Annotated in this window: 13 protein-coding genes and 1 pseudogene; 1 reads left to right on the forward strand and 13 read right to left on the reverse strand. The window is 36.2% G+C overall.

From position 1 onward, the window contains the following. Nucleotides 1–1,603: 1,603 nt before the first annotated feature. The 5 genes and pseudogenes from gpmI to Q7P22_RS02815 form a co-directional block, all read right to left on the reverse strand. The gene (gene gpmI / locus Q7P22_RS02795) at nt 1,604–3,139 is read right to left on the reverse strand and encodes a 2,3-bisphosphoglycerate-independent phosphoglycerate mutase (protein ID WP_303860372.1); all 1,536 of its coding nucleotides are present in this window, start codon (nt 3,137–3,139) and stop codon (nt 1,604–1,606) included. Between the two features lie 182 nt (nt 3,140–3,321). Continuing rightward, nucleotides 3,322–4,065, reverse strand: coding sequence for a triose-phosphate isomerase (gene tpiA / locus Q7P22_RS02800; RefSeq protein ID WP_303860375.1), 744 nt, complete (start codon nt 4,063–4,065; stop codon nt 3,322–3,324). 10 nt (nt 4,066–4,075) lie between these two features. Then, nucleotides 4,076–5,261: pseudogene (pgk, locus tag Q7P22_RS02805) on the reverse strand (phosphoglycerate kinase). Nucleotides 5,262–5,479: 218 nt separating this feature from the next. After that, complete coding sequence (gap, locus tag Q7P22_RS02810) at nt 5,480–6,481, reverse strand: type I glyceraldehyde-3-phosphate dehydrogenase (RefSeq protein WP_303860377.1); 1,002 nt, start codon at nt 6,479–6,481, stop codon at nt 5,480–5,482. 11 nt (nt 6,482–6,492) lie between these two features. Beyond that, on the reverse strand, nt 6,493–7,515 hold the full coding sequence (locus Q7P22_RS02815) for a sugar-binding transcriptional regulator (protein ID WP_303860378.1): 1,023 nt from the start codon (nt 7,513–7,515) through the stop codon (nt 6,493–6,495). 297 nt (nt 7,516–7,812) lie between these two features. Here Q7P22_RS02815 and gap (Q7P22_RS02820) point away from each other — a divergent pair, with 297 nt between their 5' ends. Beyond that, nucleotides 7,813–8,856 (forward strand): type I glyceraldehyde-3-phosphate dehydrogenase, encoded by a 1,044-nt coding sequence (gap, locus tag Q7P22_RS02820; protein ID WP_303860380.1) that lies wholly within the window; start codon nt 7,813–7,815, stop codon nt 8,854–8,856. A gap of 150 nt (nt 8,857–9,006) precedes the next feature. Here the strand turns inward: gap (Q7P22_RS02820) and trxB are convergent, their stop codons facing one another. The 8 genes from trxB to cgtA all read right to left on the reverse strand — a co-directional run. Further along, entirely contained in the window at nt 9,007–9,921 is a 915-nt protein-coding gene (gene trxB, locus Q7P22_RS02825) for a thioredoxin-disulfide reductase (protein WP_303860382.1), read from the reverse strand. Nucleotides 9,922–10,071: 150 nt separating this feature from the next. Beyond that, nucleotides 10,072–10,539 carry a tRNA (uridine(34)/cytosine(34)/5-carboxymethylaminomethyluridine(34)-2'-O)-methyltransferase TrmL gene (trmL, locus tag Q7P22_RS02830; protein ID WP_303860384.1) on the reverse strand — a complete coding sequence of 156 codons (468 nt, stop codon included), beginning with the start codon at nt 10,537–10,539 and terminating at the stop codon, nt 10,072–10,074. A gap of 108 nt (nt 10,540–10,647) precedes the next feature. After that, nucleotides 10,648–13,059 (reverse strand): leucine--tRNA ligase, encoded by a 2,412-nt coding sequence (leuS, locus tag Q7P22_RS02835; protein ID WP_303860386.1) that lies wholly within the window; start codon nt 13,057–13,059, stop codon nt 10,648–10,650. Nucleotides 13,060–13,481: 422 nt separating this feature from the next. Then, the gene (gene rsfS / locus Q7P22_RS02840) at nt 13,482–13,820 is read right to left on the reverse strand and encodes a ribosome silencing factor (protein WP_303860387.1); all 339 of its coding nucleotides are present in this window, start codon (nt 13,818–13,820) and stop codon (nt 13,482–13,484) included. Between the two features lie 13 nt (nt 13,821–13,833). After that, entirely contained in the window at nt 13,834–14,400 is a 567-nt protein-coding gene (gene yqeK / locus Q7P22_RS02845) for a bis(5'-nucleosyl)-tetraphosphatase (symmetrical) YqeK (protein ID WP_303860388.1), read from the reverse strand. Between the two features lie 143 nt (nt 14,401–14,543). Continuing rightward, nucleotides 14,544–15,161, reverse strand: a complete 618-nt coding sequence (nadD, locus tag Q7P22_RS02850) for a nicotinate-nucleotide adenylyltransferase (RefSeq protein WP_303860390.1) — start codon at nt 15,159–15,161, stop codon at nt 14,544–14,546. Nucleotides 15,162–15,173: 12 nt separating this feature from the next. Continuing rightward, the gene (gene yhbY / locus Q7P22_RS02855; protein WP_303860391.1) at nt 15,174–15,479 is read right to left on the reverse strand and encodes a ribosome assembly RNA-binding protein YhbY; all 306 of its coding nucleotides are present in this window, start codon (nt 15,477–15,479) and stop codon (nt 15,174–15,176) included. Nucleotides 15,480–15,488: 9 nt separating this feature from the next. After that, on the reverse strand, nt 15,489–16,197 hold a 709-nt coding region (gene cgtA / locus Q7P22_RS02860; RefSeq protein ID WP_303860392.1), incomplete at its 5' end, for an Obg family GTPase CgtA.

Raw genomic sequence — 16,197 nt, forward strand, 5'->3', positions numbered from 1 at the left:
TAGTAAAAGATAATTATTTGTTTATTTTTTCATGCGATAGCCGTGTATAATCGCTAGTCTTTAGTCCCTAGACTTTAGTCGCTAGCTTGTATGTATTCCTTTTGGGTCAAGATTTTTCGCTTGCGCTCAAGATGACTGGGAGGAATCAATGTCAAAAGTAAAACTTTCCTATTACACGAAAAAGACCCTAGAGGAATACCCTGATGCTAGGGTCTAGGGTCTAGTGACTAGAGTCTAAATTATTTTTTAAGATTGTAGAAAGATTTAATTCCATTGTATTTTGCGGATTCAAATAATTCATCTTCGATTCTTAGAAGTTGATTGTATTTTACTACACGGTCCGTTCTTGAAGGTGCACCTGTTTTGATTTGTCCAGCATTGACTGCTACTACTAAATCAGAGATTGTGCAATCTTCTGTTTCTCCAGAACGATGTGAAATTACTGCAGTGTAACCTGCTCTTTTTGCCATTTCAATGGAATCTAATGTTTCTGTTAATGTACCAATTTGATTTACTTTTATTAATATTGAATTTGCGATGCCTTGTTCAATACCTCTTGCTAATCTTTCTGTATTTGTTACAAATAAATCGTCACCTACTAGTTGAATTTTGCTTCCCAATCGCTCTGTTAAAAGCTTCCAACCTTCCCAATCTTCTTCTGATAGACCATCTTCAATAGAGATGATTGGATATTTAGCAACTAATTCTTCAAAATAAGATACCATTTCTTCTGCTGTTCTTACAACACCTTCGCCTTTGAAATTGTATTTTCCGTCTTGATACATTTCTGTAGCGGCTACGTCCATAGCTAAGAATATATCTTCTCCTGGTTTGTATCCAGCTTTTTCAATACCTTCAATAATTACATCAAGAGCTTCTTCACTTGATGATAAATTTGGAGCAAAACCACCTTCATCACCTACTGCAGTGCTAAGCCCTTAGATCGGAAGAGCACACGTCTGAACTTCATCACCTACTGCAGTGCAGCCCTTTGCTGTTAAGAACTTTTTTGAGATTGTGAAAGATTTCAGCACACATTCTCAATGCTTCTTTGAAAGAATCTGCACCAACTGGCATAATCATAAATTCTTGAATATCTACATTGTTGTCAGCATGTTCTCCACCATTCAAAATGTTCATCATTGGAACTGGAAGCGTTTTTGCATTCACTCCACCTAGATATTGGTACAGTGGTAAACCACAAGCTTCTGCAGCTGCTCTTGCAACAGCTAATGATACGCCTAAAATCGCATTTGCTCCTAATTTTCCTTTATTGTTGGTGCCATCTAATTCAATCATCAATTGGTCGATGCCAACTTGATCTCTTGCATCTAAACCGATAATTTCTGGGGCAATAATATCGTTGACATTGTCAACCGCCTTTGTAACACCTTTACCTAAATATCTATTTTGATCCCCATCTCTAAGTTCTACTGCTTCGAAAGCACCTGTTGAGGCTCCTGATGGCACTTGTGCTCTACCAAAAGCACCACTCTCTAATGTTACTTCTACCTCTACTGTAGGATTTCCTCTTGAATCTAAGATTTCTCTTGCATATACATCATTAATAATTGTCATATGATATTCTCCCTTCAAAATTTTATTAATTTATTAGCGATTCTCCAGTCATTTCAGCTGGTTTATCGATATTTAGTAATTGTAAAATAGTTGGTGCAATATCAGCTAATTTGCCATCTTTAATAGATGTAACATTCTTAGCGCCTGTTAAAATACATGTAACTGGATTTGTGGTGTGGGCTGTAAAAGCTTCGCCACTTTCAGGGTCGACCATTTGCTCTGCATTACCATGATCCGCAGTAATCAGGGCACAGCCACCTTTTGCCTTTATCGCCTCAATAACTTTGCCTAAACATTCGTCTACCGCTTCAACAGCTTTTACTGCCGCACCAAAAACGCCAGTATGTCCTACCATATCACAGTTAGCAAAATTAAGGACTATAAGAGAGTAGTCCTTCTCTTCTATTGCCTTTACTACCTTTTCTGCTACCTCATATGCGCTCATATCAGGTTTTAAGTCGTAAGTAGCAACTTTAGGGGATGAGATAAGGGCTCTATCTTCTCCAGCATACTCTCTTTCGGCTCCTCCATTAAAAAAATAAGTTACATGAGCGTATTTTTCTGTTTCTGCAATTCGAAGTTGCTTTAACCCGTTTTTTGAAATGGTCTCGCCAAGTGTATGATTAATAGACTGTGGTTTAAATGCCACATGAACATTATCAAGTGTAGTATCGTATTGAGTCATCGTTGCAAAATAAAGTTTCTTATAACCATTTTCTCTTTCAAAACCATCAAATTCTTCGTCTGTTAATGCACGGGTAATTTGACGAGCTCGATCAGGTCTAAAGTTAAAAAACACGACGGAATCCTTTTCGCCAATTGCGCCTATTGGATTTTCTCCATTGCAAATAACAGTGGGCAAGACAAATTCGTCATTAACTTGTTCCTTATAGGAGTCCTTCACTGCTTGTACAGCAGACTCTGCTTTTTTTCCTACGCTATTTACCATCGCGTCATATGCTAGCTTTACTCTTTCCCAGCGATTGTCTCGATCCATAGCATAATATCTACCAGAAACGGTTGCAATCTGCCCAAGGCCGATTTCTCCAATTTTTTGTTCTAAAAGTTCTACATAGTGTAAACCGCTTGTAGGTGGAGTATCACGTCCATCTAGGAAACAGTGAATATAAACTTTCTCCTTAAAGCCTTTTTTCTTAATCATATCAATCAAAGCTATAAGGTGATCTTGATGGCTGTGTACGCCTCCATCAGACAATAACCCCATTAAATGAATTGCGGTACCATTGACTCTTGCGCTTTCAATTGCTTCAATTAATTCAGGATTTTCGTAAAAATCTCCGTCCTCTATAGACTTTGTAATCCTAGTTAATTCTTGATAGACAACTCTGCCGGCACCTATATTAAGATGACCAACTTCTGAATTACCCATTTGTCCTTCAGGAAGACCAACCGCTAAGCCGCTCGCATTAAGCAAGCTATGAGGATTTTCCTGCCAAAGTGCATCTAAAACAGGTGTCTTTGCAGCCTTTATAGCATTTCCTGCAGTCTCTTTCGAGCAACCATAGCCGTCTAAAATAATAATTGCACTTAAAATATCCAAAACCCCCTCGTGTAAGTTCTAAGTTGTACGTTCTAAGCCCTAAGTAAAACCTTTTAGCCACCAAGGGTGACTTTGTGCGGAACGACGAGGGCGTCGTTCCCTAGTAATGATGGAAATTTAGAAACAAGACTTACCTCACCTCTAGATGAGCTATAATTTCGCCCACCATCTTACCACCTCAATCAGTATTTTACTAAATCCACAAAATCCATCTTCAAGCTCGCTCCGCCTACTAATGCTCCATCAATATTTGGCATGCCCATTAGTTCTTTTACATTTGATTTATTTACGCTTCCGCCGTATTGGATTCTTATCGCTTCAGATTCTTGTGATGTATAGAGTTTTTCTACTGTTTCTCTAATCCATTTACATACTTCCTCAGCTTGTTCGCTTGAAGCTGTTTTTCCAGTGCCAATAGCCCAGATTGGTTCATATGCAATAATCACTTTGCTTATTTGATCTTTGGTTACGCCTTCTAATGCTAATCGAACTTGATTTGTGACAATATCTTCTTGTAAACCTTTTTCACGTTCTTCTAAACTTTCTCCAACGCAAACTATAGGAATAAGATCTAAAGACAACGCCTTTAGTACTTTTTTATTGACTGTTTCATCTGTTTCAGCAAAGTACTGTCTTCTTTCAGAGTGTCCGATAATTACATATCCTACTCCTAGTTCTTTAAGCATTTCTGCAGAAACTTCTCCAGTATATGCTCCTGATGTTGCCCAATGCATGTTTTGTGCACCTACTTTTACATCCGTGTCCTTCAATAATTCTATTGCAGTGCTAAGGGACGTAAAAGTAGGGCAAATAACTGCATCTACTTCTGCGTCTTTTATTTTATCCTTTAATTGTAACAAAAATTCTTTCGTTGTTTCTATATTATTATTTAATTTCCAATTACCTGCAATTACTGGTCTTCTCATCTTATTCTCCTTATAGATCCTCTAAAATTTCAATACCTGGTAATGATTTTCCTTCTAAGTATGTCAAGGAAGCTCCCCCACCTGTAGAAATGTGAGTCATCTTATCTCCATAGCCTAATTTCTTTACTGCAGCAGCTGAATCTCCACCACCTATAATAGTAGTAGCATCTGCTTTCGCCATAGCTTCAGCAATTGCAAGAGTACCCTTTGCAAATGCATCAAATTCAAATACGCCAACAGGTCCATTCCAGATAATTGTCTTAGCTTTTACGATTTCCTCACTGAATATTTCTCTCGACTTTTCACCAATATCCAAACCTTCTTGGTCTGAAGGTATCGCATCAAAGCTTACCGTTTTATGCTTTGCATCAGCAGCAAACTCTTTTGCTACAACGATATCAACTGGAAGAAGAAATTTCACACCCTTTTGCTTTACTCATCAATTCTTTTGCAAGTTTAATTTTATCCTCTTCTAGTAAAGAAGTTCCAATTTCATAACCTTGAGCTTTTAGGAAAGTATAGGCCATACCTCCGCCAATAATCAATGTATCTACCTTTTCAATTAAATTGTTGATAACACCAATTTTATCAGAGACCTTCGCTCCACCAAGTATTGCTACAAAAGGTCTATCCGCATTGTCTAATGCATTTCCCATAACACGCAATTCTTTTTCGATTAATAATCCAGATACAGCTGACAAGTACTCTGCTACTCCAGCAGTTGAAGCATGAGCTCTATGAACAGCTCCAAAAGCATCATTTACAAAAATATCACCTAATGAAGCCAACTCTTTTGAAAATTCTGAATCATTTGCCTCATCTTCTTTTCTATATCGAGTATTTTGAAGTAAAAGTACGTCTCCGTCCTTTAACTGAGAAGCCATTTCTACTGTTTTGGCACTAACCACTAAATCGTCATTAGCAAAAGCAACTTCTCTATCTAATAATTTTGATAATTCCTTCGCTACGGGTTCAAGAGAAAATTCAGGATTAGGCTTTCCCTTTGGACGACCTAAGTGAGACATTAGTATTAATTTTCCGCCTTGTTCTATAATGTATTTAATAGATGGCAACGCACCTACAATTCTACCATTGTCTGTAATTTCTTTCATTTCATTAAAAGGAACATTGAAATCAACCCTCATTAATACTCTTTTACCCTTTAAATCCACATCTTTTATACTTTTCTTCGCCATAGTATCCATCCTCCTATCGTTCTATTTTTATCCAAAATAAGGATACATCAACCAAGTTATTATATCAAGCAATAAATATTAGGTCTACGTTCTAAGTAAAACGATGCCACCGTTGGTGGTTTATAGGTTTTGCTTACCACCTAAAAGATTAAAAAATAATTTTTCTCCACATACAATAAACGGGAAGGAGGTATCTCCTTCCCGTATTCAAGTCTTAATTATTTATTCATTGAACCGAAGTATTTAACAAGTCGTACTAGTTGAGAAGTGTAAGACATTTCATTATCATACCAAGAAGTAATCTTAATCATTTGTTCGCCATCTTTTTCAATGATCTTAGTCAATGTACCATCGAATAAAGAGCCGTATTTCATTCCAATAACATCAGATGAAACGATTGGATCTTCTGTATAACCTAAAGTTTCATTCGCTGCTGCTTTCATTGCTGCATTAATTTCTTCTACTGTAACTTTCTTTTCTGTTGTAAATGTTAAGTCAACTAAAGAACCTGTTGTTAGAGGCACTCTAATAGCTGCTCCGTCTAACCTGCCATTAAGTTCAGGAAGTACTTTACCTACAGCTGCTGCTGCGCCTGTGCTTGTTGGAATTGCATTTGCTGCTGCTGTTCTACCTCTTCTTACATCTTTATGAGGACCGTCTAAAGTTTTTTGATCATTTGTATACGCATGAATTGTAGTCATTAAACCTTCTTTTAAACCAAATTTATCGTTTAATACTTTTGCAACTGGTGCTAAACAGTTTGTTGTACAAGATGCACCACTGATCACTGTTTCAGTTCCGTCTAAAATGTCGTGATTTACATTAAATACGACCATTTTTACTTCACCCTTTGCTGGAGCAGAAATAACAACTTTCTTTGCACCTGCTTTAATGTGTTTTTCTGCACCTTCTTTTGTTGCAAAGAAGCCAGTAGATTCGATAACCACGTCTACACCCATTTCACCCCAAGGTAAAGTTTCTGGATCTCTTTCAGCTAAAATCTTAATTTCTTTACCATCAACTAAGATTGCACCTTCTTTTGCTTCTACAGATTTATCGTATCTTCCTTGTGAAGTATCGTATTTTAATAAGTATGCTAAAGATGTTGCGTCTGTTAAATCGTTGATTGCTACAATATCAAAATTTGTATCTCCAAAAATTGCTCTAAATGCCAAACGTCCTATTCTACCAAAACCATTGATTGCTACTTTAACTGCCATGATGATTCCTCCTAATTATTTATTATTTCATTAGCTGCACTTTCATCTGTGATTAAAATTAAATCTCGTCTCACATTACATGTTGCTTTAATTGCAATTGCTTTATCTTTCCCACCAGCTATTGCGACTACTGTAGGAATTTTAAGGTACTGATCAATATTAATTCCTACATTGCTAGAGGGGCATACAATTTGACCATTTTCATTTATAAAATGTCCAAATGTTTCAGCCACAGCATTTTTATCCTTTAAATGCTTGATAACATCCTGTGGTAGATTTCTCCATTGTGCCATAACATCAGCTCTACCTATTCCCTGTATTAATATATCGATATCGTTAAATTTACAGAATACATCCTTTATATCAGGCGTTTCTCTCAAAACATTGAGTATATCCTTATCGATATTATCGGGTAAGTGTAACACCTCTTGTTGAGCATCCAATTTATTACCTATCATAGAGACGATGCTATTTGCTTGCGTCGAATGACTTCTTCCAATCCCACCTCTTGCAGAGAGAACGGTGATATTGGGATAATGTACTTCTGGGAAATTACGTGCAACAGCTGCTACACCACTACCTCCAGTTACTGCGATAATAGAATGATTCTTTAAAATACTTATAGTATAGTTTGCCGCAGTTTTCCCCATAAATTCTAAAATTGTTTTATTTTTTTGACTATCTCCCGGAACAATAAAAACTTTTTTAATTCCTAGTTTTTCTCTAAGTTTCTCTATGAGGTCCTCTAAGTTTTTATAATGGTACATGACCTCTTTTAGTTGTCCAAGAATTTGCTCTCCCGAACTTGTTAGAGAAATCCCTTGTCTTTCAACTAGGACAAAATTCTGCTTATTGAAAAACTCGACTTCATTGCGAACCTGTCTTTCACCTAAAGACAATTCATTGGCTAGATTTCTCCTACCTATAGGTTGATGGGCTCTAATATAGGACAACAATTCATACCGCAACTCCATCATTTCTAGCACTTCTGGGATAATTTTTTGTTGAATGCGAATGAGCTCTTTATCATCCATATCTAATCCTCCCATGCTACTATTTCCTAAACCCAACAAACATATGCGTATTATAGTGGGTCAATTTTGTCCCTGCGGGTCATTAAATACATTATATATGCTTTCATTATTTATTTCAATAGTAAAGAAGAAAATTCTTCATTTTTTTCTTCTTTTGGCATACAAATAACATGAAATTGTTTACATAAAATATTGCATATCGAACAAATAATGTGTTATACTTTTCAGTGAAATAAAACTCATTTTTATCTATCTAATTTTAATTACTATACATATATGTCGAAGGAGGATATACAATTGGCAATTAAGGTAGCAATTAATGGATTCGGGCGAATAGGAAGAAATGTATTAAGGATTCTTGAAGAACAAGAATCAGAAGATTTTGAATTGGTACTTATTAATCACTCAACGGATTATAAATTATTAGCTCATTTAATACAGTACGATTCTCTATTTGGTAGATTTGACGGCACTGTTGAAATAGCCGAAGATGGACTAATCATTAATGGAAAAAAAGTCTATATTACAGGAGAAAGAAATCTAGATAATGTTCCATGGGACCAATACGATATTGACATTGTAATAGAGTCAACTGGAAAATTTAGAGACCGAGAAAGTGCGCAAAAGCACTTAGCTAAAGGAGTTAAAAAGGTAATCATCACAGCCCCCGGAAAAGACGAAGATATCACTATAGTCATGGGTGTAAATGATAACCTATATGACCCAGAAACACATGACATTATATCTAATGCTTCTTGTACAACAAATTGTCTTGCACCATTTACAAAAGTTCTCAATGATAAATTTGGCATTGTAAAAGGCCTTATGACTACAATACATTCTTTTACTAATGATCAAAGATTGTTAGACGGAACACATAAGGATTATAGAAGGGCAAGAGCCACAACAGAATCCATCATTCCTACATCTACAGGAGCCGCAAAGGCTATCGGAATTGTCATTCCAGAGCTTAGAGGCCTAATTAATGGCTCTTCTATGAGAGTGCCAACAAGTGCCGTATCCTTAGTAGATGCAGTCTATGAACTAAAAAACAATACTACTGTAGATGAAATAAACGCCGCCTTAGAAGAAGCTGCAAACACATATATGAATGGCATCCTCGCTTTTTCAAATGAACCATTAGTTTCTGTAGACTATCGAAAAGATTCTCATTCCTCTATCATAGATGGATTGTCCACAATGATGGTAGGTCAAAATCTAGTAAAGATCATATCTTGGTACGATAACGAATGGGGTTATTCCTCTCGAGTAGTAGATCTTACGAAACTAGTAGCAAGAGAATTAGCTAAAAGTACAGAAGAAGCCACTACATTTGCTTAATCAGACCCTATGCATAATATTGACATAGAGACCAAATACCTATACAAACTTTAAAAAAGCAGCCTAAATGGCCGCTTTTTTATTTATACAAATCAATTTTTGTATATTAATCCTATACAAGTAACTTTCAATCGTTTAACAGCAGTTCAACTATTGTTCTACAATATACTTTTCGGCACTAATGGCAGCAACAGCTCCATCAGCTGCTGCAGTGATTACCTGTTTTAACATCTTCTTTCGAACATCTCCAGCAACGAATATTCCTGGCACAGTGGTTTTCATATTTTCATCTGATACAATATACCCTTTACCATCTACTTCAACTAAATCCTTAAACAGCTCAGAGCTTGGATTATATCCTACAAAGCTAAAAACACCATCTGCTTTCAGTTCTGTTCGTTCTTTTGTCTTTACATTTCTTAAAACAACTGCATTTACAATGCCATCACCTTTGATTTCTTCTACTACGCTATCCAAAATAAATTCCATCTTTAAATTTGTAAAGGCCTTTTTCTGTAGAGATTTAGCGGCTCTTAATGTATCTCTTCTATGCACTACAGTAACTTTATCAGCAAATTTCGTCAAATACAACCCTTCATCTATAGCTGAATCCCCACCGCCGACTACTACTACATGTAAGCCTCTAAAAAAATTAGCGTCGCAAGTGGCACAATAGGATACACCTAAACCTCTAAATTCTTGTTCCCCTTTACATCCTATATTTCGTGGTTGAGAACCTGTTGCAATGATGACGGCTTTAGCTTTGTACTCTTCTTTGTCTGTTACAATATGAAAATAAGAATCTACTTTCTTTACAGATTCACATCTACCAGTGACAATTTCTGTGCCAAAGCGAAGGGCTTGCTCCTTCATTCGATTTGCTAATTCCATAGCATTATCACTTATAGAACCAGGGTAATTTTCCATATCGCTAGTAGTAGTAACTTGACCTCCAACTGCACCAGACTCTACAATCAATGTCTTTAACAGAGCCCTTGATGAATACAATCCCGCCGACAACCCCGCAGGCCCTCCTCCGATTATTACAACATCATAATCCTGCATTTCATCACTCCTATTTCTATTTTACACAAATAGTGCTTATCCATGATTTTATTCATACCCCTAAAACGTTGCTTTATTCAGTTTATGTTTTGTATTCTACCTTCTACGTCCCTAGTCACCTTGGGTGACCTTAATGCTTTTACATAGAACTTATAACATATCGGGGAAGTTATTCTGCCTCAACGCTTCGTACAAAACAATATTTACTGTATTCGATAAATTTAAGGATCTCGCATGAGGATTATCAATCATGGGGACTTTAAATCTCTGTTCCGCAAATTTTTCATGAATTTTCTCTGGCAGTCCTGCTGTTTCTTTTCCAAATATAAAAAAGCTCTCCTCAGGGTACTTTATATCCATGTAATATTTATGGGCCTTAGTCGTTAAGAAAAACAGATTGCTTCCACTGTATTTTTTTAAAAAGTCATCAAAACTTTCATGAATTTCTTTATCTAACAAATCCCAATAATCTAGACCTGCTCGTTTTAAATACTTGTCATTTAAGGAAAACCCAAGAGGCTCTATTAAATGCAATTTACTCCCCGTAATAGCGCAAGTTCGAGCTATATTCCCCGTATTTTGTGGGATTTCTGGTTCAAATAGTACAATATGATTCATTTTACATCTCCTTCTTAAGGTGGCCAGCTAAACCACATCTCGCCTATAAGCGAGGTTCGTTTTTCACGTCCTACCTATCAAGTAAAAAACTCCCCTAAGGAGAGTTTTTTACTTGACTACAATATTATATATTTTTCCAGGTACAAAGATTTCTTTTACGATGTTTTTTCCATTAATATGATTTGTAATGTTTTCATCTGCCATAGCGACTTTATTGGCGTCTTCTTTTGTTGCGTTTACTGGAACGGTGATCTTGCCTCTTACTTTACCGTTCACTTGAACAGCCATTTCTATAACAGATTCTATAGTCTTTTCTTCGTCGTATGTTGGCCAAGACGCTTGATTTAGTGCCCCATCAAAGCCTACAAGTTCCCAGAGTTCTTCTGTAATATGTGGAGCAATAGGATTTAGTAACATAATAAAGGTCTTAAACTCTGCCTTATTAATCTGCCCTTTTCCATTAAAATCATTTAGAGCGCTCATCATTGCTGCAATGGCTGTATTAAACTTAAGGGCTTCATAATCTTCGTTTACTTTCTTTATTGTCTTGTGCATAAGGACTTCATTTTCTTTGCTGTATTCATCCCCATCCACTAAAATCTCCTGTAATTTCCACAATCTATCCAGGAATCTCTTGCTTCCTTTCACACCATTTTCGTTCCAAGGAGCTGGTTTCTCATAATCTCCTATAAACATAATATACGTTCTTAAAGTATCTGCGCCGTATTCTTCGATAATATCTCTAGGATTAATAACATTTCCTCTGGATTTGGACATTTTTTCTCCATCAGAACCTAAAATCAAGCCTTGAGCAGATCTCTTAGCATAAGGCTCTTTTACTGGAACCTCTCCAATATCATATAAAAATCTATGCCAGAATCTAGAATAAATAAGATGCCTTGTTACATGTTCCATGCCGCCATTATACCAGTCTACTGGCATCCAATAATTTAGCTTGTCCTTAGAGGCAAATTCCTCGTGATTGTGTGGGTCTATATATCTTAAGAAGTACCAACTTGATCCTGCCCATTGTGGCATTGTATCCGTTTCTCTTTTTGCAGGGCCTCCGCATTTTGGACAAGTGGTGTTAATCCACTCTTCAATAGAAGCTAATGGAGACTCTCCTGTTTCGGTTGGTTGATAATTTTCTACATCAGGTAATCGAATAGGAAGGTCTTCTTTATTCACACCTACAAGCCCACAGCATTCACACTCTACAATTGGTATAGGCTCTCCCCAATATCTCTGGCGATTAAAAGCCCAATCCTTCATCTTGTAGTTTGTAGTCCTCTTGCCGATTCCTAGTTCTTCTACATATTCAATAGCTTTCGCTTTTGCTTCTTTTACGCTCAAACCATCTAATCGACCTGAATTGACGAGTGTTCCTTGTTCAATATCTGTATAGGCTTCTTCTTCAATATTTCCGCCCTTAATTACTTCAATAATAGGTAAATCAAATTTCTTTGCAAATTCCCAGTCACGTGTATCATGTCCTGGAACGGCCATAATGGCGCCTGTACCGTAACCCATCATGACATAATCTGCAATCCATACTGGAATACTTTCTCCATTAAGAGGATTGATAGCAGAAATACCTTTTATTTCTACACCTGTCTTTTCTTTTGCCAATTGAACTCTTTCGAATTCAGTCTTTTTCTTCGCTTGTTCTTGATAGCGCGCAAGCTCGTCTAAATTACTGATTCGATCTTTCATACTCTCTATAAGCGGATGTTCTGGTGCAATAACCATAAACGTTGCACCGTACAACGTATCTGCCCTTGTAGTAAATACAGTTAATTTCTCTTCAGAATCCTTGATAGAAAAATCTACCTGAGCCCCATAAGATCTTCCAATCCAGTTTTCTTGTTCTAATCGAATTCTAGGTGGAAAATGAACTTCATCTAAACCATCCAATAATTTATCTGCGTACTCTCTAATCTTTAGGAACCACACATCCTTTTCCATTTGTACAACTTCACTTCCGCATCGATCACAAACGCCACCCTGAGATTCTTCATTGGCTAAAACAACTTTACAATCATTGCAGAAATTAACATAAGTTGTATTTTTATAAGCGAAACCTTTGTCAAATAAATTCAAAAAAATCCATTGAGTCCACTTATAATAGTCTGGATCTGTAGAATCAATTGTTCGATCCCAATCAAAAGAATATCCAATTTCTTTTAGCTGATTCGTAAAAACTTCAATATTTTCATCTGTTACAATTCTTGGATGTCTTCCTGTTTTTATAGCATAATTCTCCGTTGGCAAACCAAAAGCATCCCAACCAATCGGAAATAATACATTATAACCTTCTAATCTTCTTTTTCTCGATATTACTTCTAGAGAAGTGTAAGCGCGAACATGTCCTACATGTAGCCCTACACCTGAAGGATATGGAAATTCGACTAAACCAAAAAACTTTGGTTTCTCGGAAAAATCAATTGCCTTAAAAACTTCCTTTTCCTCCCACTCCTTTTGCCACTTTTTTTCTATCTTCTTAAAATTATACGATGACATTTTTTTGCCTCCTCAATTCCCCTCAGGAACGAACCTTCCATAAATAAAAAGTCGCTAGCCTTTAGTCACGATTCACTAGCATTAGGGTATTCCTATAAAATCAAAAGTAGAACTTTCCTATTCTACAAAAAGAGCGCCATAGGCGCTTTATTTACCATCTTTTATCATTATAATGAACATTAATTTGCATGTCAAACATATTAGTTGTAAGTTCTACGCTGTAAGATTTAAGTAATTCCGTCACCTCTGGTGACAAGTTCGTTCTACGCATTATATTGTATGTTCTAAGTAATAACCAAAAAAACACATAAATGATCATAGCCCTTACAATACAACGTAGTACTAGCAAATCTTATTCTAAGAAAAATATTAAGTCATCACAGGTGACAAAATACTTTTACATAAAACCTAGAACATACGACTTATAACTTACGTCCGTCACTCCACAGTCTTTCTAAATTATAGAAAGTTCTCTCTTCTTGATGGAATATGTGCACGACTACTTGATTGTAGTCTAGTAGTATCCATCGACCTCCTTGGCGGCCTTCTCTACCTATGGGCTCTATTCCCAGTTTTGTGGCTTTGTCTTCGATATTGTCTGCAATAGCTTGAACGGCACGGTCAGATGAGCCGCTTGCAATAACAAACACATCTGCTAATGAAGTCACACCTTTTACCTCAATAGCTTCAATATCAAAACCTTGTTTATCGTCTATACTTTTCTTAATTAATTCAACAAATTCTGCTGTCTTTTGATCCATATAATTCTCCTTATCATTTATATTCTAATAGTATTGAATTTCTAGCGTCTATGGTCTGTGGATGTAATAATGCATTCATCGAAATGACAAAATGCACCGTATTATCAATAGCTCGTAAAATCGCTTGATCTAAATTGATTTTTGATAGTTTTCTTACTTCTTCTATGCCGTTATAAGATCTGCTCTTTTCTATAATGTCAGCCAAATAAATAATTTTTTCCAAAGTAGACATTTTTGCCCTGCCTGTAGTGTGATAATGTATGGCACTTAACACTTCTTCATCGTGTATACCAAAATCTCTCTTTGCTACAAATTCCCCTACAGGTCCATGCAGTAATTGAGGCTCTGCCAGAATCACCTCATCTAGTTCTAGATTTTCATCCTTTGCAATAACCATTAGCTCTTCCATCTTCATTTCTTTAGCACAGTCATGGCTAATCGCTGCTATTCTTGTTTTTTCGATATCACAATGATACCTCTTTGCTAAATCACTGGCACATTCAACTACGCCTATCGAATGTAAAAACCTATGCTCTGATAGGGTCCCCCTTAATTTACCTTCAATTTGGTCGTAATTCAAGAAAACACCCCCTTGAGCAGGATCCGCCTGCTTAGATGTTAGACACTAGTCTATAGTCACTAGCATTTAGCTACCTTCGGTAGCTAAAATCACCTTAAAAGAATACCCAAATACTAGGGACTAAGGACTAGCGTCGAACTACTTCACCTATACAGATTATTCTCATATATATATTTTAGCACCCTTTGTGGTAGTAAATATCGAATAGAATGTCCTTTTTTTACTCGAGATCTTATTTCTGATGAAGATACATCTATTTCTAGGGTATCAAGATTGGTAATATCTGCACCGTCGTTTTCATTAAGCTCTCTAATCCTTCGCGTCAAACATTTACCATCGTATCCTGGTCGAAAGGTGGTCACAATTTTTAGCTTTTTTAATAAATTTTTAGCTTCTTTCCATTGATGAATCTGAAAAATAATGTCTGCCCCTGATATAAAGTAGAAATCAGTGTCCTCATAGATTTCATCTAATTCCTTTAACGTATCAACTGTATAAGTAACCCCTTCTCGTTCCATTTCAATCGTAGAGATATCGAAATAGGGATTAGATACAATTGCTATCTTCGTCATATTATACCGATGATCTACTCCTGCATCCTCAATATCCTGTTTGTAAGGATTTGTTCCTGTTGGTATAAAAAGGACTTTATCTAATTGAAGTCGATCTCTTGCTGATTCGGCTAACAAAAGATGACCAAAATGAATCGGATTAAATGTCCCTCCTAGTATACCAACTTTTTTTCTCTCCTCTTTTTTCACTTGGCCTGCTCCTTATTTTCCTTTTGATTTAGGGAGTTCAATAATAGGTTTTGTATGATTGTGTTTATACAATACAAATTTATTTCCAATGACACAAACGATTTCTGCACTTGTAGAAATTGCCAAACTTTCTGCTACCTCTTTTACCTCTTCAAGTGAATTTTGTTGCACTTTACCTTTCACTAGTTCCCTTGCTTTTAAGGCATCTTTCGTTTGAACGATTAGATTAGGTGTAATACCTTCCTTGCCAATGTGTACAATGTCCGGCTCATGATGAGCAAGAGATTTCAAAAAACTTCTCTGTTTACTATTTAGCATCTTTTCCTCCTATTTAAAATATTCAAATTCAATATCACCCATACGTACTATTTTTCCATCTTCAATCCCCAAATCTTCAAGGTCTCGAATGACACCTTTATCTCTTAATACTTTTTGGAAATAAGCTATAGAATCGTAATCATCAAAGTTTACAGAAGTGAACAATCGCTCTACTAGTTCTCCTTCGATTACGTAATAATCATTCTCTCTTCGGACTCTGTAATCTTTCTCAAAGGTTGGGCGATATACTTTTTGTGCATCTTCTTCATTTATTTCAAAAATCGGCTCTACTTCTCCAATTTCTTTCAACAATGTAGCTGTACGGTCTAATATCACATCAATGCCTTGATTTGTTGCAGCAGATATAACAAACACTTCAAAACCGTCTTGTATTAATTTTTCCTTCAATTCATCTAAAGTGGATAAATCTTCTACAACATCGGCTTTATTTAATGCTACAATCTGTCTTCTTTCTGACAACTTTTTATTGTGTTTTTCTAATTCTAGATTAATTTTCTTAAAATCATCATAAGGATCTCTGCCTTCAAATCCAGAAACATCTAGTATATGAATTAACAGCTTTGTTCTCTCTACGTGTCTCAAAAACTGGTGGCCTAGTCCGGCACCTTCATTGGCTCCTTCGATAATTCCAGGAATATCTGCCACTACAAAACTAGGGTAGTCCTTCCATTTAACAACGCCTAAATTAGGCACTAGT

Origin of the sequence: Alkalibaculum bacchi (assembly GCF_937875145.1) — a bacterium.
Lineage (GTDB): Bacteria > Bacillota > Clostridia > Eubacteriales > Alkalibacteraceae > Alkalibaculum > Alkalibaculum bacchi_A.